General features: G+C 70.5%; 16 protein-coding genes. 8 read left to right on the top strand and 8 right to left on the bottom strand.

What is annotated here, in order from left to right; all coding sequences use genetic code 11:
• The first annotated feature begins 42 nt into the window (after nucleotides 1-42).
• Nucleotides 43-1,035 carry a lactonase family protein gene (locus tag AC4GY7_RS14655; protein ID WP_491115442.1) on the top strand — a complete coding sequence of 331 codons (993 nt, stop codon included), beginning with the start codon at nucleotides 43-45 and terminating at the stop codon, nucleotides 1,033-1,035.
• 7 nt (nucleotides 1,036-1,042) lie between these two features.
• On the opposite strand, the gene AC4GY7_RS14650 is transcribed toward AC4GY7_RS14655, so the two are convergent.
• A complete protein-coding gene (locus tag AC4GY7_RS14650) occupies nucleotides 1,043-1,942 on the bottom strand; it encodes an SGNH/GDSL hydrolase family protein (RefSeq protein ID WP_491115440.1) in 900 nt (299 codons plus the stop codon).
• A 128-nt stretch (nucleotides 1,943-2,070) separates the two neighbouring features.
• Between AC4GY7_RS14650 and AC4GY7_RS14645 the strand changes: the two genes are divergently transcribed.
• The 3 genes from AC4GY7_RS14645 to AC4GY7_RS14635 are packed head-to-tail and all read left to right on the top strand — an operon-like array spanning nucleotide 2,071 to nucleotide 5,014.
• Nucleotides 2,071-3,165, top strand: coding sequence for an 8-amino-7-oxononanoate synthase (locus AC4GY7_RS14645; protein WP_491115734.1), 1,095 nt, complete (start codon nucleotides 2,071-2,073; stop codon nucleotides 3,163-3,165).
• Nucleotides 3,162-3,779, top strand: coding sequence for a dethiobiotin synthase (gene bioD / locus AC4GY7_RS14640; RefSeq protein WP_491115438.1), 618 nt, complete (start codon nucleotides 3,162-3,164; stop codon nucleotides 3,777-3,779). Before AC4GY7_RS14645 ends, bioD begins: the two co-directional genes overlap by 4 nt.
• Nucleotides 3,776-5,014 (top strand): adenosylmethionine--8-amino-7-oxononanoate transaminase, encoded by a 1,239-nt coding sequence (locus AC4GY7_RS14635; protein ID WP_491115436.1) that lies wholly within the window; start codon nucleotides 3,776-3,778, stop codon nucleotides 5,012-5,014. Before bioD ends, AC4GY7_RS14635 begins: the two co-directional genes overlap by 4 nt.
• 329 nt (nucleotides 5,015-5,343) lie before the next feature.
• On the opposite strand, the gene AC4GY7_RS14630 is transcribed toward AC4GY7_RS14635, so the two are convergent.
• The 5 genes from AC4GY7_RS14630 to AC4GY7_RS14610 are packed head-to-tail and all read right to left on the bottom strand — an operon-like array spanning nucleotide 5,344 to nucleotide 10,153.
• Entirely contained in the window at nucleotides 5,344-6,285 is a 942-nt protein-coding gene (locus AC4GY7_RS14630; protein WP_491115434.1) for a Gfo/Idh/MocA family protein, read from the bottom strand.
• Nucleotides 6,282-7,271: an AraD1 family protein gene (gene araD1, locus AC4GY7_RS14625; protein WP_491115432.1), complete on the bottom strand. Its 990-nt coding sequence runs from the start codon at nucleotides 7,269-7,271 to the stop codon at nucleotides 6,282-6,284. The genes AC4GY7_RS14630 and araD1 overlap by 4 nt, the downstream gene beginning before the upstream one ends.
• Nucleotides 7,268-7,906, bottom strand: a complete 639-nt coding sequence (locus AC4GY7_RS14620; protein ID WP_491115430.1) for a 2-dehydro-3-deoxy-6-phosphogalactonate aldolase — start codon at nucleotides 7,904-7,906, stop codon at nucleotides 7,268-7,270. Before AC4GY7_RS14620 ends, araD1 begins: the two co-directional genes overlap by 4 nt.
• 32 nt (nucleotides 7,907-7,938) lie before the next feature.
• Complete coding sequence (locus AC4GY7_RS14615; protein ID WP_491115428.1) at nucleotides 7,939-8,832, bottom strand: 2-dehydro-3-deoxygalactonokinase; 894 nt, start codon at nucleotides 8,830-8,832, stop codon at nucleotides 7,939-7,941.
• A 10-nt stretch (nucleotides 8,833-8,842) separates the two neighbouring features.
• Entirely contained in the window at nucleotides 8,843-10,153 is a 1,311-nt protein-coding gene (locus AC4GY7_RS14610) for a sugar MFS transporter (RefSeq protein WP_491115426.1), read from the bottom strand.
• A gap of 157 nt (nucleotides 10,154-10,310) precedes the next feature.
• Here AC4GY7_RS14610 and AC4GY7_RS14605 point away from each other — a divergent pair, with 157 nt between their 5' ends.
• Together AC4GY7_RS14605 and AC4GY7_RS14600 are read left to right on the top strand one after the other, a co-directional pair.
• On the top strand, nucleotides 10,311-11,414 hold the full coding sequence (locus AC4GY7_RS14605; RefSeq protein WP_491115424.1) for an aldose epimerase family protein: 1,104 nt from the start codon (nucleotides 10,311-10,313) through the stop codon (nucleotides 11,412-11,414).
• 12 nt (nucleotides 11,415-11,426) lie between these two features.
• On the top strand, nucleotides 11,427-13,226 hold the full coding sequence (locus tag AC4GY7_RS14600; protein ID WP_491115422.1) for an IlvD/Edd family dehydratase: 1,800 nt from the start codon (nucleotides 11,427-11,429) through the stop codon (nucleotides 13,224-13,226).
• A 579-nt stretch (nucleotides 13,227-13,805) separates the two neighbouring features.
• Here the strand turns inward: AC4GY7_RS14600 and AC4GY7_RS14595 are convergent.
• The gene (locus AC4GY7_RS14595) at nucleotides 13,806-14,513 is read right to left on the bottom strand and encodes a FadR/GntR family transcriptional regulator (RefSeq protein ID WP_443585251.1); all 708 of its coding nucleotides are present in this window, start codon (nucleotides 14,511-14,513) and stop codon (nucleotides 13,806-13,808) included.
• Between the two features lie 84 nt (nucleotides 14,514-14,597).
• Here AC4GY7_RS14595 and pncB point away from each other — a divergent pair, with 84 nt between their 5' ends.
• Nucleotides 14,598-15,902, top strand: a complete 1,305-nt coding sequence (gene pncB / locus AC4GY7_RS14590; protein WP_491115420.1) for a nicotinate phosphoribosyltransferase — start codon at nucleotides 14,598-14,600, stop codon at nucleotides 15,900-15,902.
• A 12-nt stretch (nucleotides 15,903-15,914) separates the two neighbouring features.
• Here pncB and AC4GY7_RS14585 read toward each other — a convergent pair whose 3' ends face one another.
• Complete coding sequence (locus tag AC4GY7_RS14585; RefSeq protein ID WP_491115418.1) at nucleotides 15,915-17,393, bottom strand: glycerol-3-phosphate dehydrogenase; 1,479 nt, start codon at nucleotides 17,391-17,393, stop codon at nucleotides 15,915-15,917.
• A gap of 43 nt (nucleotides 17,394-17,436) precedes the next feature.
• On the opposite strand from AC4GY7_RS14585, the gene glpK reads away from it, so the two are divergent.
• A complete protein-coding gene (gene glpK, locus AC4GY7_RS14580; RefSeq protein WP_491115416.1) occupies nucleotides 17,437-18,936 on the top strand; it encodes a glycerol kinase GlpK in 1,500 nt (499 codons plus the stop codon).
• Nucleotides 18,937-18,954 lie beyond the last annotated feature (18 nt).

The following is an 18,954-nucleotide window of genomic DNA, read 5'->3' as shown; positions in this document are numbered from 1 at the left end:
GACCGGCGCCAGCTGATCGCCGGCATCGCCGCAGGAGCGGCGGTGCCGGCCTCGGCGCGCCTGCCGCAGCGCGACGGCGTGGCGGCATCGTCCGACGGCGGCGCCTTTGCACTGGGCACGGACGACCGGGTACGGCCGCTCGCGATCGGCATCGGGCTGGAGTGGACGGTGGATCACGAGGCGGGCCGGCTCGCGCTCTTCCGCCGAAGCGACGGCGGCTGGCTCGGCGGCTATGATCGCGAGTGGCGGGCGCTCGGCGCGATCGTGGCGACCGGCGGTCGCGAACCGGTGCATCTGGCGATCGATCCGGCGCGCCGGCTGGCGGCGGTGGCGGATTACGGCGCGGGCAGCGTGTCGCTGCACCGGCTCGCGCGCGGCGTAGCCGGTCCGGCGCAGGTCGTGCGGCACGAAGGGCGCGGCCCCGACGCGGAACGGCAGGCGGGACCGCATGCGCATTGGGTGGGCTTCGGCCGCGATGGGCGCTGGCTGTACGCGGTGGACCTGGGGGCGGATGCGGTGTTCGCGCATCGCGTGGAGCGTGGGCGGATCGTCGACACCCGCATCGCCTATGCCGCGCCGCCGGGATCGGGGCCGCGGCATATCGCCTGGCATCCGACGCTGCCGCTCGCCTATCTCGCCTGCGAGCTGGCCAACCGGGTGACGACGCTGGCGATCGGCACGGACGGGATGTTCACCGCGATCGACAGCCGACCGACGCTGGCACGACCTGCCAAGGTGTATGCCGGGCATATCGCGGTCGATGCGCCGGGGCGGATGCTCTACGTGTCCAATCGCGGTCCCGATACCATTGCCGCATTCGACCTTGCCGATCCGCGCCGGCCGGTGCTGGTGCAGGAGGCGGCCTGCGGGGGCGACTGGCCGCGATTTTTCCTGCTGCGTCCGGACCATGGCGATATGCTGGTCGGCAACGAGCGCAGCCCGGCGATGGCGGTGCTGCCGGTCGGGCGTGACGGCCGGCTGGGGCCGCCGCGCGCCGGCCCTGCGGTGGCGAAGGGCCGCTTCGCCGCGCTGTAGCCGAACGTCAGCGCTGGGCGAGTTCGGCATGGGCCACCGCCTGGAGCGATACCGCGAGATCGGGCGACAGGCCGAGTTCGTCGGCGGCGCGTTCGCCGCGGCCGAGGCTGCGCGGGTCGACGCCGGTGATCGCGCCGAAAACGGTCAGCGCCTCGAGATAATAGCCCGCGGTGCTGGCGTGATACTGGTCGTAGGACCACAGGTTCGCCTGGCCGAAGGTGATGCCGTCATAGGGATCGGGATCGGCGACGCCCGCGGCGAAGGCCCGGTTCCACGCCTGGCCGACCGGGATGACGCCCGCGACGGCGCGGTTGGTGCGGCGCGCGCGATCGGCGGCGCTGCGCAGATCGTCGGCCATCGCGGCGATCGGCCGCCCGTGCCAGTGGCCGCCGGGCAGATAGGTCTGGTCCGCGCGGCTCCATGTCGCCATCAGTTCGACGCGGACGGCGTGGTTGCGCGCGCGGAACAGCGAGGCGAGCTGGCCGGAGGCGCGGATGTAGCGCGTCGCGTCACCCGGCCGCTCGCGATCGAGCGTGCTGTATTCCTGCAGCACGACCACGTCCCAAGGCCGGTCGATCAGGTGGCGGCGCTGTTCGTAATGGAAGGCGAGGCTCTGGCCGCCCTGCGTTTCGAGGCTGACCGCATAGCGCAGCCCCGCCTGTTCGGTGAACGCCTTGAACAGCGCCGGTACGCCGCCATAGCCGGCGCCGGTGAGGTCGGTGACGCTTTCGGCATGCCAGTTGCGCACCGCGGAATGCGCGCCCTGGGTGAAGCTGTTGCCGATGAACAGGATGGTCCGCGGGGCCGCGGCCGTGGCGGGCGTGCGCTGTGTCGCCGCGCCTGCCGTTGCCGCTGTCGTCGTCGGAAGCGCCGCCGCCAACAGCGCCGCCAGCATCACCCTTCGCATCGTATCGCACTCCCTGTCTTGCCGCCGCCCCGTATCGGATCGTGGCGGTGGAACGCCAGTGCGGTCGTCGCCACGAGGCATAGCCGCCGCCCATGACGCGCCGCCGCAGGGGCGCTACAGGGCAGGCGATGCTGCAATTCTACCGCGACGACCTTGCCCGCCTCGACGCCGCCGACCGGCTGCGGCGACTGGTGCCCCGCCGGGGCGCCGATTTCGCGTCCAACGATTATCTGGGGCTGGGGGCCTCCGCACGGTTGCGCGATGCGGTGGCGGGCGCGCTCGACCGCGGCGTCGGCATCGGATCGGGCGGATCGCGGCTGCTGCGCGGCAACGATCCCGAGCATGAGGCGCTGGAGGCGGAGGCCGCCGCGCATTTCGGCAGCGAGGCGGCGCTGTATTTCGCATCCGGCTATGCCGCCAACATGGCCGCCTTCGCCACGCTGCCGCAGCCGGGCGATCTGGTGATCCACGATGCGCTGGTCCATGCCAGCGCGCATGACGGCATGCGGCTGGGCCGCGCGCCGCGGGTGGCGGCGGCGCATAACGATGTGAATGCGTTCGAGGATGCGATCCGGCGGTGGCGCGGCGAGGGCGGCACCGGCACGCCGTGGATCGCCGTCGAGAGCCTGTACGGCATGGACGGCGACCGTGCGCCGCTCGCCGACCTCGCTGCGCTGGCGGCCCGGCACGAGGGCATGCTGCTGATCGACGAGGCGCATGCGACCGGGGTGTTCGGCACCGCCGGGCGCGGGCTGGCGGAGGGGCTTCACGACAGCGAGTCCGTGGTGACGCTGCACACGTGCGGCAAGGCGCTGGGGACGCAAGGGGGGCTGCTCTGCCTGCCGCGGGTGCTGCGCGACATGATGGTCAACCGGGCGCGCGGCTTCGTCTTTTCGACCGCGCCGTCGCCGCTGGTCGCGGCGGCGACGCGCGAGGCGTTGCGCTGTCTGGTCGACGAACCGGAGCGGCAGGCGCGGCTGTGGGCGCTGGTCGCGGCGGCGGAAGCGGCGCTCGGCCTCGCGACGGGATCGCAGATCCTGCCGGTGATCGTCGGCGCGGACGGGGCGGCGGTGGCGCTCGCCGCGCGCTGCCAGGCCGCGGGATATGACGTGCGCGCGATCCGGCCGCCAACGGTGCCGGCGGGCACGGCGCGGCTGCGCGTGTCGATCACGCTCAACGTCGATGACGCGGGAATCGCTGGATTGGGAACGGTGCTGGCATGATGCGGACGATCGTGGTGACGGGAACCGACACCGATGTCGGCAAGACGGTGTTCGCCGCCGCCTTGGCCGCGGCATTGGGCGCGACCTATTGGAAGCCGGTGCAGGCCGGGCTGGACGAGGGCGGCGACGGTGATGCGGTGCGTCGGCTGGGCGTGTCCACGGTCCTGCCCGAGGCGTATCGGCTGACGACGCCCTGTTCGCCGCACCGCGCCGCGGCGATCGACGGGGTGACGATCGATCCCGTCCAGCTGGCGTTGCCGACCGTGGATGGCCCATTGGTGGTGGAGGGCGCGGGCGGCGTGCTGGTGCCGCTGTCGGACGACCTGCTCTATGCCGACCTGTTCGCGCGCTGGGGCGCGCCGGTGGTGCTGGTCGCGCGGACGGCGCTGGGGACGATCAATCACAGCCTGCTCTCCATCGAGGCGCTGCGGGCGCGGGGCGTGCCCATCCTGGGCATCGCCTTCAACGGCGCGGGCCAGGAGGACAGCGAGGCGACGATCGCGCGGATCGGCGGCGTGCGGCGGCTGGGGCGGCTGGACCGGGTCGCGTCGCTCGACGCCGGTGCCCTCGCCGCGGCATTCGCCGCCGGTTTCCGCACGGAGGATTTCGCATGAGTTCGCCGATCTGGCACCCCTTCACCCAGCACGGCCTGGGCGAGCCGATCCCGACCGTGGTGCGGACGGAGGGCGCGGCGCTCCACACCCGCGACGGGCGGCGCATCGTCGATGCGATCTCCAGCTGGTGGGTGACGACGCACGGCCACCGCAATCCGCGGATCATGGCGGCGATCGCGGCGGCGGCGGGCAGCATGGACCAGATCATCTTCGCCGGATGGAGCCATGAGCCGGCCGAGGCGGTCGCCGCCGGGCTGCTGCGGCTGATGCCGGACAGCCTGACGCGGGTGTTCTTTTCCGATTCGGGGTCCACGGCGGTCGAGGTCGCGCTGAAGATGGCGCTCGGCTACTGGCTCAACCGCGGCGAACCGCGGCACCGGCTGCTGGTGCTGGAGCATGGCTATCACGGCGACACGATCGGCGCGATGTCGGTCGGCGCGCGCGGCGTGTTCAACCAGGCCTATGCGCCCTTGCTGTTCGACGTCGCGACCATCCCCTTTCCGATGGCCGGTGCGGAGCAGGCGACGCTGGATGCGCTGGAGGCGGCGTGCCGTGCGGCACCGGCGGCGCTGATCGTCGAGCCGCTGATCGTCGGGGCGGGGGGGATGCTGACCTATCCGGCGTGGGTGCTGGCCGAGATGCGGGCGATCTGCGCGCGAGCGGGCGTGCTCTTCATCGCCGACGAGGTGATGACGGGCTGGGGACGCACCGGCACGCTGCTGGCGTGCGAGCAGGCCGGCGTGGTGCCGGATATCCTGTGCCTGTCCAAGGGGCTGACCGGCGGCGCGGTGCCGCTGGCGGTGACGATGGCGAGCGAGCCGATCTATGCCGCGCACCTGAGCGAGGATCGTGCGCGGATGTTCTTCCATTCGTCCAGCTACACCGCCAACCCGATCGCCTGCGCGGCGGCGGTGGCGAACATCGCGATCTGGGAAGAGGAGCCGGTGCTGGCGCGGGTCGCCGATCTGGGGGCGCGGCAGGCGGCGCGGCTGGCGCGCCTGTCCGGGGTGCGCAACGGCCGCACGCTGGGGACGATCGCGGCGGTCGACCTGGGGCCTGAGGGGGCGGATTATCTGTCGGCGCTGGGGCCGCGGCTGCTGGCGTTCTTCCGCGACCGCGACCTGCTGCTGCGGCCGCTCGGCAACACGGTGTACGTGCTGCCGCCCTATTGCATCGACGATGCCGATCTGGACGCGGTCTATGCGGCGATCCAGGCGGCGGCGGAGATGGTCTGACCGGCGGGTGGCGCCATACCGGGCGTTCCAAAGTTTACGAAGTTGACGACACGTCGCGCCTGGATGCGGGGGGTGCGATATTCGAACCGGGATGGGGAAGGGCGCAGCGAAGGGGCGCGCGTGCGGCATGGCCGAGGCGGTGGCACGGTTCGTCCAACAGTGCCAAATGCTTTTTGTTCGCGCTGGGCAGGCGGCGCTCTGCCTCCGTCATCCCGGCGAACGGCGGGACCCATGGACAATACGCGATCAACGGTGGCGCGCCCCCATCGGCCTATCGCCTCCATGGGTCCCGGCGTGCGCCGGGATGACGGATATTTGGGTTCGCGTGCCTATTCGATGAATTCGTCGACGGTGATCCGCCGGCCGCGGAGGAAGGCGTCGGCGACGTGGCGCAGGGGGGCGATGTCGACGTCGCTGGTGCCGGCGCGGACAATTTTCGCGAAGCGGCGGTAGAGGCCGGCATATTCGCCGTGGAGGGCATCGCCCTGCGCCGGCTCGCTGCCGTCGGGCAGGACGAGGCGGGCGCCGCCGTCGTGCAGCGTCAGCGTGCCGCGGTCCGTCTCCACGACGATGTCCCAGCTTTGCGGGCCGGTCTGGAGGAAATCGAAGTCGGCGCGGATCGGCGTGCCGGCATTGTCGGTGAAGGCGAGGCGGGCGGCGATCGGCGCGTCGCGGTTGGCGGGAAAATCGAGCTCGGCGTCGGTGATGAAGAACGGCTGCGGCAGGATGCGGGTGACGATCGACAGCGCGTTGATGCCGGGATCGAACACGCCGAAGCCGCCGGCATCGAGGATCCAGGCCTGCCCCGGATGCCAGACGCGGATATCCTCGCGCCACGATACGGTGACGGAGGTGATGCGCGCGTCCGCGAGGAAGGCGCGCGCCGGCTCGACGCCGGGGGCGTAGCGCGAATGCCAGCTGGCGAAGAGGCTGATCCCCGCCGCCGCCGCCGCCGCCTGCAACTGCGCGACCTCGGCCAGCGTCGCGCCGGGCGGCTTTTCGAGGAAGACGTGCCAGCCCTGTGCGATCGCCTGCGCGGCGATGGCCCGGCGGACCTGCGGCGGGGTGCAGAGCGCCACCGCGTCGATCGCAATGCCGCTCGCGATCAGATCGGCGAGCTCGCGGAAATGCGGCACGCCCTCGACGCCCTCGCCGTTGCGGCTGACGGTGGCGGCGAGTGCGATGTCGGCATTGCCGGCGATAGCGGGCACATGCTGATCGTGCGCGATCTTGCCCATGCCGACCAATGCGAGGCGGATAGGCGTGCTCACAGCGCCGTCACCGTCACCGGCGCGGGCGCTGCGGTGGCGAGCGTGTTGCGCAGCGGCAGGGTGAAGGGCGCCGCCTCGATCACGAAGCGGTCGCCATCCTGCGTCTCGACGGCATCGGCGCACGACAGGGTGGCGGTGCCGAAGAAGTGGACGTGGATATCGCCCGGCCGACGGAAGGCGGCGTATTTGAAATGGTGGTGTTCGAGGTTGGCGAGGCTGTGCGACATGTTGGCCTCGCCGGTCAGGAACGGCTTTTCCCACAGCGTCGCGCCGTCGCGCTCGATGCGGCTGGTGCCGCGGATGTCGGCGGGCGGCTGGCCGAGCAGCAGTTCGGGGCCGAGCGAGGCTTGCCGCAGCTTGGAATGCGCCAGCCACAGGTAATTGTGCCGCTCGGTGACGTGGTCGCTGAATTCATTGGCGAGCGCGAGGCCGAGGCGGAAGGGCGTGCCATCGTCGCCGATCAGATAGATGCCGGCGAGTTCGGGCTCCTCGCCGCCGTCCTGCGCGAAGGCGGGGGAGGTGAGCGGCGCTTCGGGGGCGACCAGCGACTGGCCGTCGCCCTTGTAGAACCATTCGGGCTGCGCGCCGACCGCGCCATCGGCGGGGCGGCCGCCCTCCATGCCTTCGAGGAAGAGGCGCATCGAATCGGTCTGCTTGCCCTCCGCGGCGGCCTTGTGCATCGCGTCGCGGCCGGATGCCGAGCCGAGATGGGTGAGGCCGGTGCCGGCGAGCATCAGCCGCGCGTTGTCGGGATGGTCGATCGCCGGCAGCAGCGTGCCGTCCGCCAGCGCGGCGCCCAGGTCGACCGTCTTGTCCGAACGGCGCGCGCGGGCGGCGTCGAGCAGCGACACGCCCTCGGCGATCGCGGCGGCGGCGAGTTCGCGGGTGGTGGCGGGGCCGGTGAGGACGTGCGCCTCGCTCTCGGCGAGGAGGAGGCGGCGCGTGCCGTCGGACAGGCGCTGTTGCAGCAGGCGTGGCTGGGTCATGCGAGAGCTTTCACGGCGGTGACGAAGGCTGTGGCGTCGCGGGCGACGTCGGCGGCGGACTTGCCGGCGCGGTAGAGGTTGGAGCCGAGGCCGAAACCGTCGGCGCCGGCGGCATGCCATTGCGGCATGGTGTCGGGCGTGATGCCGCCGACCGCCAGCACCTTGACCGCCTTGGGCAGCACCGCGCGCTGCGCCTTCAGGAAGGCGGGGGAGGCACCCTCGGCGGGGAAGAGCTTGAGCCCGTGCGCGCCGGCGGCGAGCGCGGCGAAGCCTTCGCTCGGGGTGTAGTAGCCGGGCAGCGAGATGAGGCCGCGCGCGACGGAGGCGCGGATGACGGCGGCATCGGTGTTGGGCGAGACGATCAGTTCGCCGCCAGCGTCGGCCACCGCATCGACATCCGCCGGGGTCAGCACGGTGCCGGCGCCGACGATGGCGCGGCCGGCATAGCGGCGCGCCAGCCGTTCGATGCTGACCAGCGGATCGGGCGAGTTGAGCGGCACTTCGAGCAGTGTGAAGCCTGCCTCGACCAGCGCATCGCCGACGGCCTCGGCATCGGCAGGGGTGAGGCCGCGCAGCACCGCGACCAGCGGGCAGGCGGCAAAGGCCTCGGCGAACCGGGCCGCGGGATCGGTCATGCTGGATACTCCGGTAGGGCGGGGGGGCCGGATCACAGCAGCCGCCGCAGGGCGTGGATGCCGGCGAGGAAGGCCGCGGTGGCGTCGACCGGGATCGTCGCGCCGCCGAGCGATTCGATGCCGGTGCGGTAGAGATCGGCGAGCGCGCCGTCGGCGAGCAGGTGGACCGGGCCGGCGGTCACGTCGCGGGCGCCGATGTCGGAGCCGATCAGCACGCCGCTGGCATAAGCGGCGGCCTCTTCCGGCGCGCGGCGGCCGAGGAGCACGGCGGCGCGCACCCCGAACAGCGCGGTGCCGAGGTCGCTGGCGCCGGCACCGCGGGCGAGGCCGTCGCGGAACGCGGCACCGTCCGCCACCGGTCCGTCGAGCATGCCGGCGAGGATGCCGTGCCCCTTCAGCAGCGCGAAGAGTTCGCCGGTCATCACCGTCGCGACATCGACGACGTGGCGATCGGCGCAGGCGATCCATTTGTTGTGGGTGCCGGGCTGGCAGAACAGGGCGTCGGCGGGTGCGAGGCCGCCGGCGATCGCGCCGAGCACCTGTATCTCCTCGCCCCGCATCACGTCGGCGCGGGTATCGGCGAGCAGCGAGACGCCGGGCACGATCGTCGCGCGTGCATCGTCGATGCGGAGCGCGGCGGCGGCGAGCGCGGGCAGATCGGCGGGGGCGGGGACATAGGGCGCCTCGCGCCAGCCGCGCGTCGAGCCGACCATCCCCGCCGCGATCACCGGCAGGTCGCCCAGCCGGTCGCGCAAGCCGGCGAGCGCCGAGGCATAATCATCCGCGGCCATCGCCAGCACGCCCGACCCGTCGCGGACCATGGCGGAGGCGGTGCCGTCCGCCTCGATCCGCCAGGCGCGCCGGTTGGTGGTGCCCCAGTCGATGGCGATGACGGCGCCATCGGCGGGGGAGGGGGCTTGCGTCACGGGCGGGGCCTTATGCGACGGTTTCGTCGCCGAGATCGGCGGTCACCCGCGCACCCCACACCGCGTAGAACAGGATGTAGAGTTCGCACGCCGCCGGCAGGAGGAAGGAGATGCCGAGACCGTAATGGTCGGCGATCCACGCCTGCACGGTCGCCAGCGCGCCGCCGGCGATCGCCATGATGAGCAGCCCGGACCCCTCTTCGGTGAGAGGCCCCAGCCCCTTGATGCCGAGCGTGAAGATCGTCGGGAACATGATCGAATGGAACAGGCCGACAAGCACCAGCGCCCACATGGCGAGATGACCCGAACCGAGCACCGCGGTCATCACCAGCACGAAGGCGACGAGCGCGTTGAAGGCGAGCAGCCGTTCGGGTGCGATCTTGCGCATGATCGCGGCGCCGACGAAGCGGCCGACCATCATTCCACCCCACAGGAGGGTAAGATAGTGGCTCGCCTCGGTGGCGCTGAGATTGGCGATGTGCGGCTGCTGGATGAAGCTGATGAGCAGCGAGCCGACGCAGATCTCTGCGAGCACGTAGATGCCGATCGCCGGAACGCCGAACACCAGGTTGCGGTGACGCCACAGCGAATGCCGACCGCGATCCGCGGCGGCGATGCGGCTGGTCGAGGCGCCGAGCTGCGGCAGCTTGAACAGGCCGATGACCACCGCGATCAGGACGAGAACGCCGGCGATGAGCAGATAGGGGACCTGCACCGACTGTGCGTCGGCGAGGCGCTGCGCGGCGGAGAGCGGCGCGGCGCTGCCGCCCTCGGTGGTGCCCGAGGCGGAGCGCGACAGGATCAGCATCGCGCCGAAGGTCGGCGCCACGAAGGTGCCGAGCGAATTGAACGCCTGCACGAGATTGAGGCGGAACGACGCCGTTTCGGGCGGGCCGATCACCGCGACGTAGGGATTGGCGGCGACCTGCAGCAAGGTGATGCCGCTCGCCAGCACGAACAGCGCGGCGAGGAAGAAGCCGTAGGAGGCGAATTGCGACGCGGGAAGGAAGCCGACCGCGCCGACCGCCATGATGAGCAGGCCGACGACCATCGATTTCTTGTAGCCGATGCGCTCGATCAGCTTGGCCGAGGGGAAGGAGGCGACGCCATAGGCGATGAACCAGACGAACTGGATCAGCAGCGACTGCGTGTAGTTGAGATCGAATACCGCCTTCAGGTGCGGGATCAGAATGTCGTTGAGGACCGTGATGAAGCCCCACATGAAGAACAGGCTGGCGAGCAGGCCGAGCGCCTTGCCATAGGTCTGTCCACCGCCGCCGGTGGCCACCGGCCCCGTACCTGTCCCGATCGGTCCTGCCATGATCCTTGTGTCCTCTCCACCCTTTGACCTGTCAGACGCCTTGCGCCCCGGCCATTTGTCAGACTATAAAGCCGGCACACGCCGGGTCAATGGCGGGATACACGTCGGGAGGGGTGCGATGAAGGTCGGAAAGGCTGTGATGATGGTAGGTGCCGGGATGACGGCTCTGGCAGGTGCGCAGGCCGAGGCGGCGACGGCGAAACGCACGGCGTTCGGCACCCTGCCCGACGGCACGGCGGTGGAGGCGGTGACGCTGGTCGGCGCGAACGGCGTGCGCGCGCGCATCATGACGCTGGGCGCGACGCTGCAATCGCTGGAGGCGCCGGACCGCAACGGCACGCTCGCCGACATCACGCTCGGCTATGACGATGCGGCGAGCTACGTCACCAATCCCAATTTCTGGGGGCAGACGGTCGGCCGCTATGCCAACCGCATCGCCGACGGCAAGTTCGTGCTCGACGGCAAGACCTATCAGCTGCCGCTCAACGACAAGACCAATTCGCTGCACGGCGGCACCAAGGGCTTCGACAAGGCGATCTGGCGGATCACCGAGGTGAAATCGGGCGCGCAGGCGAGCGTGACCATGACGCTGACCAGCCCCGATGGCGACCAGGGCTATCCGGGCAAGGTCGACGCCACCGTCACCTACAGCCTGGACGACAAGGGCGCGCTGACCATCGACATGGGCGCCGTCACCGACAAGCCGACGATCATCAACCTGACCAACCATGCGCTGTTCGACCTGGCCGGCGAGGGGTCGCAGGGCGGCATCTATGCGCACCGCATGACCGTTCCGGCGCGGCGCTTCACCCCGGTCGACAAGGCGCTGATCCCGACCGGCGAGCTGAAGCCGGTGGCGGGCAGCGTGTTCGACTTCACGCAGGGGCGCATCGTCGGCGCGGGCATCCGCGACGGCCGCGATCCGCAGATCGTGATCGGCCGCGGCTACGACCATAATTTCGTGCTCGACAAGGGGCTGACCAGCGAGCCGCAGCTGGCGGCGCGGGTGGAAGACCCGGCGTCGGGCCGCGTGCTGGAGGTGCTGACCACCGAGCCAGGCGTGCAATTCTATTCGGGCAATTTCCTCGACGGCACCTTCGTCGGCAAGCAGGGCCACGTCTATCGCATGGGCGATGGCATCGCCTTGGAACCGCAGAAGTTTCCCGATACGCCCAACCAGCCCGCCTTTGGATCGGCGCGGGTCGATCCGGGCAAACCCTATCACCATCGCATGATCTACCGCGTGTCCGTGGCGCGCTGACCGGAGCCCAAGATGACCACCGATACCCCCGCCCCGAAGCTTCGCAGTCGCGCCTGGTTCGACAACCCGGCGAACATCGACATGACGGCGCTCTATCTGGAGCGCTACCTCAACTTCGGCCTGAGCCTGGCCGAGTTGCAGTCGGGCAAGCCGATCATCGGCATCGCCCAGACCGGCAGCGACCTGTCGCCCTGCAACCGCCACCATCTGGTGCTGGCGGAGCGGGTGCGCGAGGGCGTGCGCGAGGCGGGCGGCATCGTGCTGGAATTTCCCGTCCATCCGATCCAGGAGACGGGCAAGCGGCCGACCGCGGGGCTCGACCGCAACCTCGCCTATCTCGGCCTGGTCGAGGTGCTGTACGGCTATCCGCTCGACGGCGTGGTGCTGACGATCGGCTGCGACAAGACGACGCCGGCGGCGCTGATGGCGGCGGCGACGGTGAATATCCCGGCGATCGCGCTGTCGGTCGGGCCGATGCTGAACGGCTGGCACAAGGGCGAGCGCACCGGATCAGGCACGATCGTGTGGAAGGCGCGGCAGCTGCTCGCCGCGGGCGAGATCGACGATGCCGAGTTCATCCGCCTCGTCGCCTCGTCGGCGCCGTCGACCGGCTATTGCAACACGATGGGCACCGCGACGACGATGAACAGCCTGGCGGAAGCGCTCGGCATGTCGCTGCCCGGATCGGCGGCGATCCCCGCGCCGTACCGCGACCGGCAGGAGGTGGCCTACATCACCGGCAAGCGCATCGTCGAGATGGTGGCCGAGGACCTCAAGCCCTCTGACATCCTGACCAGGGAGGCGTTCCACAACGCCATCCGCGTCAATTCGGCGATCGGCGGATCGACCAATGCGCCGATCCATCTCGCCGCGATCGCGCGCCACATCGGCGTCGATCTGCCGATCAAGGATTGGGAGACGGAGGGGCACAAGGTGCCGCTGCTCGTCAATCTGCAGCCGGCGGGCGAATATCTGGGCGAGGATTATTATCGCGCGGGCGGCGTGCCGGCGGTGGTCAACCAACTGATCGGCGAGGGGCTGATCCACGAAGGCGCGATGACCGCCAACGGCAGGACGATCGGCGAGAATTGCCGCGGCGTCGCCATCGAGGACGAAAAGGTCATCCGCCCGTTCGGCCAGCCGCTGGTGGAGGATGCCGGCTTCATCGTGCTGTCGGGCAATCTGTTCGACGCGGCGGTGATGAAGACCAGCGTGATCTCGCCCGAGTTCCGCCAGCGCTACCTCTCCAATCCCGACGATCCCGATGCCTTCGAAGGGCCGGCGGTCGTGTTCGACGGGCCGGAGGATTACCACCACCGCATCGACGATCCGGCGACCGGCATCACGCCCGAGACGCTGCTGTTCATGCGCGGTGCGGGGCCGGTCGGCTATCCGGGCGCGGCGGAAGTGGTGAACATGCGCCCGCCCGCATACCTCATCACCGAGGGCGTGCATGCGCTGCCGTGCATCGGCGACGGCCGGCAATCGGGGACGAGCGGTTCGCCGTCGATCCTCAACGCTTCGCCCGAAGCCGCGGCGATGGGCGGGCTCGCGCTGCTCAGGACGGGCGACCGCGTGCGGATCGACCTCAAGGCCGGCACCGCCAACGTGCTGATCCCCGACGCCGAACTGATGGACCGGCGCGCCGCGCTGGAGGCGGCGGGCGGCTATGCCTATCCCGCCAGCCAGACGCCGTGGCAGGAGATCCAGCGCAGCGTGGTGGGCCAGATGAACACCGGCGCGATCCTGGAGGGCGCGGAGAAGTACCAGCGCATCGCCCAGACCATGGGGCTGCCGCGCGACAACCACTGACGGGGGCTGGCGGGCGAGGGCGCGACACCGCCACGACCGTCATCCTCGCGCAGGCGGGGATCCATATCGGCTGACGGTGCGGCCCGGACCCGCTTGGCGCAGTGCCCATGGATCCCGCCGGCGCGGGGTGGCGGGGGATCCTCGTCTGCGCGGGGTGACGGGGTTGGGCGGAGGTCGTCCTGTCCCATGCTGCGGTGCCCCCTTTTCCGTCATCCCGGCGCAGGCCGGGATCCATGGACGCGGCCGGCCGATGGCTGCCGGTCGACGGTGATGGCGCCGGGGGATGGGAACCGATCCGTTTGGTCCGCGCCTGTCGAACGGCATTCCGTGTGTGGAAAGCTTTCGACGCGTTCGGCGTGGACCGAGGCGGCGTGGGGCGGGTGTGTCGCCGGATGCTCCGGCCGGGCGGGTCCATGGGTCCCGACTTTCGTCGGGATGACGAAATCGAGATCCCGAAATCGGGATGACGGGGGCGGGATGACGAAGTCGGGATGACGAAATCGGGTTAACGAAGTCGGGATGACGAAGTCGGGCTGACGGGGGCGGGATGACGCGGAGGTCGGAGGGGCCGGCCCGGGCCTAGCCCTGCAACAGTCGCTGGGTATCCTCGTGCGCCTGTTGCAGCAGGACGATGGTCGCGTCGCGCGCGGTGGGGGCGTCGCGGCTCGCGATGGCGTCGTAGAGGCGGCGGTGCTGCGGCATCGAATCGCGCGGGCGGCGGCGGTCGCGGAACTTGAAGATCGTCGTCCAGCGCACCGCCGCGCCGATGCTGCCCGACAGGCTGACGAGCAGTTCGTTGTCGGTCGCCTCCAGGATGGTGTTGTGGAACGCCTGGTCCGCCGCCTGCCCCTCCGGCGTGTCGAGCCCGTGCAGGACCATGCCGGCCAGCGCCGCATCCATCCGCGCCAGCTGATCGTCGGTGCGCAGCAGCGCCGCCATCTCCGCGGCGGCGGGTTCGACGATCATCCGCAGCTGGAACAGGCTGCGCACGAAGGTGGCGGGCGGCTCCCCTTCGAACATCCAGGCGAGCAGATCGGGATCGAGCAGGTTCCATTGCGCGCGTTCGCGCACCCGCGTGCCCGATTTCGGGCGGCTTTCGACGAGGCCCTTGGCCGACAGCATGCGCAGGCCCTCGCGCACCACGCTGCGCGACACGCCGCGCGCCGCCGCGATATCGAGTTCGCCGGGGATGACGCTGCCGGGCGGATGCTGGCCGGTGACGATGGCGATGCCGAGGTCGCGGGCGATCAGCGTATGCGAGGGTTCCCGTCGTTCGCCCTTCGCCAATCCCGCTCTCCCGATCCGTGGCTTCACGATTAGGCCGGTCGGGGACGGTTGGAAAGCCCATGGCTTCGCTGTACGCCCGCCGCCATGGCCGTCACCGATATCGCCACGCGCACCTGGGACCATCACTGGCGGCTCGACCCGATCGTGCGCAGCCTGCTCGATACCGATTTCTACAAATTGCTGATGTTGCAGATGATCCGGCACCTGCATGGCGATGTGGAGGCGACCTTCCGCCTCATCAACCGCACCACCTCCGTACGGCTGGCCGAGGTGATCGACGAGGGCGAATTGCGCGCGCAGCTCGACCATGCGCGCGAGGTGCGGTTTGCCAAGAAGGAGCTGATCTGGCTGGCGGGCAACAGCTTCTACGGCCGGCAGCGGATGTTCTCGGCCGATTTCATCGCCTGGCTCGCCGATTTCCGGTTGCCGCCCTACCACCTCGGCAAGGTCGACGGCCAGTTCGAGCTGACGTTCGAGGGGCCGTGGACGCACACCACGATGTGGGAAATCCCGGCGCTGGCCATCGTCAACGAATTGCGCGCCCGCGCCGCGCTGAAGGGCAAGGACCGGTTCGCGCTCGACGTGCTGTATGCGCGGGCCAAGGCGAAATTGTGGGACAAGGTGGAGCGGCTGCGCGACCTGCCCGACCTCGTCATCTCCGACTTCGGCACGCGGCGGCGGCACGGTTTCCTGTGGCAGCGCTGGTGCGTCGAGGCGTTGAAGGAGGGGCTGGGGCAGCGCTTCATCGGATCGTCCAACGTGCTGTTGGCGATGGACAACGACCTGGAGGCGATCGGCACCAACGCGCACGAGCTGCCGATGGTGCTCGCCGCGCTGGCCGACGACGATGCCGGCGTCGCGGCGGCCCCCTATCGCGTGCTGGAGGAATGGCAGGCGCATTACGACGGCAATTTGCTGGTGGTGCTGCCCGACGCGTTCGGCACGGAGGCGTTCCTGCGCGATGCGCCGCCTTGGGTGGCGGGCTGGACCGGCTTTCGTCCCGACAGCGCGCCGCCGATCGAGGCGGGCGAGCGGATCATCGCCTGGTGGCAGGCGAAGGGGCAGGACCCGCGCACCAAGCTGCTGATCTTTTCCGACGGCATGGACGTGGAAAGCATCGAGCGCGTCTATCGCCACTTCCACGGACGGGTGCGGATGAGCTTTGGCTGGGGAACCAACCTCACCAACGACTTCCGCGGCTGCGACCCCGATGGCGCCGCCGGGCTGGAGCCGATCTCGCTGGTCGCCAAGGTGACGCGGGCGAACGGCCGCCCCGCGGTGAAGTTGTCCGACAATCCCGCCAAGGCGACGGGCGACCCGGCGGAGATCGAACGCTACCTGCGCATCTTCGGCGCGGACGGGCGGGCGGTGAGCGCGGTCAGCGTGTGAGATGACGGATCGTCATCGCTCCGCCAGATAGCCATCGATCGCCGTGGCCGTGTCGGCGGGCAGGTGGAGGCCGAGCTTGCTGCGCCGGTAGAGGATGTCCTCGGCGGTAAGTGCCCATTCCCGCGTGATCAGCCAGTCGATCTCGGCGGCGTACAGGTCGCCGCCGAAGGGACGGCCGAGGTCGGCGATGCTGCGCGCCTCGCCGAGCAGGGATGTGGTGTCGGTGCCATAGGCGCGGGCGAGCCGGTGGAGCAGCGTCGGCGGCAGGTCCGGGTAGCGGGCGGTGAGGCTGGCGACGAGTGCGTCGAAATCGGCGAAGGCGCCGCCGGGCAATGGCGCGGTCGCGGTCCAGGCGGGGCCGGCCTGCGGGAAGGTCGGCGCAAGCTTTTCCAGCGCGTGTTCGGCGAGCTTGCGATAGGTGGTGATCTTGCCGCCGAAGATGCTGAGCAATGGCGCGACGCCGCCGTCCGCATCGAGGTCTAGCACATAATCGCGCGTCACCGCCGAGGCGCTGGCGGCATGGTCGTCGTAGAGGGGGCGGATGCCGGAATAGGTCCAGACGACGTCGGCGGGCGTGATGCTTTTGGTGAAATAGCGGCTGGCGGTGGCGCAGAGATAGGCGGTTTCATCGGCATCGATCCGGGCGCGGCCGGGCGGTCCCTGCCAGGGTTCGTCGGTGGTGCCGATCAGGGTGAAATCGCGCTCGTAGGGGATGGCGAAGACGACGCGTCGGTCGGGATTCTGGAGCAGGAAGGCGTGGTCGCCCGCGTACAGTTTCGGGACGACGATATGGCTGCCCTTCACCAGGCGGACGCCGCGATCCTGGCGCGTGCCCGGTATCCGCGACAGGAGGTCGGCGATCCAGGGGCCGGCGGCGTTGACCAGCGCGCGGGCGGTGACGGTGCGGCTGCCGGCGGCATCCTCGATCGTCGCGTGCCAGCGGCCGTCGCGACGCGCGGCGGCGGTCAGCCGGGTGCGCGTGCGGATGGCGGCGCCGCGATCGCCTGCGTCGCGGGCGTTGAGCGCCACCAGCCGGCTGTCCTCCACCCAGCAATCGGCATAGACGAAGGCGCGGCCGCCGCCCGCCTTCAGCCCGGCGCCGCGGGGGTCGCGGGCGAGATCGATCGTGCGGGTCGCGGGCAGGCGGCGGCGGCCGCCGAGATGATCGTAGAGGAACAGGCCGAGCCGCACCATCCAGGCGGGGCGCGGCGAGCCCGCCTGCGGCAGCACGAAGGCGAGCGGCCAGATGATGTGCGGCGCGATGGCCAGCAGCCGTTCGCGCTCGATCAGCGCCTCTCGCACCAGACGGAATTCGCCATATTCGAGGTAGCGCAGGCCGCCGTGTATCAGCTTGGTGCTGGCGGACGAGGTATGCGCGGCGAGATCGTCCTGTTCGACCAGCATCACCGACAGGCCGCGACCGGCGGCATCGCGGGCGATGCCGGTGCCGTTGATGCCGCCGCCGACGACGAGCAGGTCCACATCCGTCATCGCGGCACTTTACCCGAAACTGCCGCGCCGCCAACATGGCGCGATGCGACAGCGATCCTCCCCCCGCCATGTCCTCGCGATCGATCAGGGAACGACGTCGACGCGCGCGATCGTCTTCGATGCCGAGGCGCGGCCGGTGGCGACGGCGCAGGCGGAGTTCGTGCAGCATTATCCTGCGCTGGGCTGGGTCGAGCACGATCCCGAGGATATCTGGCGCGACACGCTGGCAACCGCGCGCCGCGCGATCGACGAGAGCGGCGTCGGCGCGGGCGGGATCGCCGGGATCGGCATTACCAACCAGCGCGAGACGGTGGTGGTATGGGATCGCGCCACCGGCGATCCTGTGTATCGCGCCATCGTATGGCAGGACCGACGCACCGCGGAGATCTGCGCCGGGCTGAAGCGCGATGGCGCCGAGGCGGCGGTGCGTGCCAAGACCGGCCTGTTGCTCGATCCCTATTTCTCCGCCGCCAAGATCGCGTGGATCCTGGATCATGTCGGCGGTGCACGCGCGCGGGCGGAGCGTGGCGAACTCGCCTTCGGCACGATCGACAGTTTCCTGCTGTGGCGGCTGACCGGGGGCGCGGTGCATGCGACCGACGTGACCAATGCGGCGCGCACCTCGCTCTACGATATCCGGCGGCAATGCTGGGACGAGGAGCTGTGCCGGCTGTTCGGCGTGCCGATGGCGATGCTGCCGGCGGTGCACGACAACAGCCACCTGTTCGGCACCACCGCGCCGGGCCTGTTCGACGCCGCGATCCCGATCGCCGGCATGGCGGGCGACCAGCAGGCGGCATTGTTCGGGCAGGCGTGCTTCGCGCGGGGCATGGCCAAATCGACCTATGGCACCGGCTGCTTCATGCTGCTCAACACCGGGGGCGAGGCGATCGCGTCGCAGCATCGGCTGCTGACCACGCCGGCGTGGCGGCTGGGCGGGCGGATGACCTATGCGCTGGAGGGATCGATCTTCGTCGCGGGCGCGGCGGTGAAGTGGCTGCGCGACGGCCTGGGCGTCATCACCCATGCGCGCGAGACGCGCGACATGGCGACGCAGGTGCCCGACAGCCACGGCGTCTACATGGTGCCGGCCTTCGTCGGGCTGGGCGCGCCGCATTGGGACCCGGAGGCGCGCGGCGCGATCTACGGTCTGACGCTCGGCGCGACCGCAGCACATCTGGCGCGCGCGGCGTTGGAGGCCGTGGGGTATCAGACGATGGACCTCGCCGCGGCGATGATCGCCGACGGCGGCGCGCGGCCGGCGACGCTCAGGGTGGATGGCGGAATGGCGGCGAACGACTGGCTGTGCCAGTTCCTCGCCGACATGGTCGACGTGGCCGTGGAGCGGCCGGTGCATCTCGAAACGACCGCTTTGGGCGCGGCCTTTCACGCCGGGCTGGCGACGGGGGTGTGGACGGACTGCGACGCGCTGGCGCGGCTGTGGCAGCGGGCGGACGGCTTTGCGCCGGCGATGCCGGCCGAACGGCGCGCGGCGCTGGCGGCGGGGTGGCAGGATGCGGTGCGCCGGACGCTATCGGGATGATCCTTGCCGCGCGAAGGT

The sequence above is a fragment of the Sphingomonas sp. SP5 genome, assembly GCF_058313455.1.
Note: the sequence above shows the minus strand (reverse complement) of the source record. Positions and strands in the feature narration are given on the sequence as shown.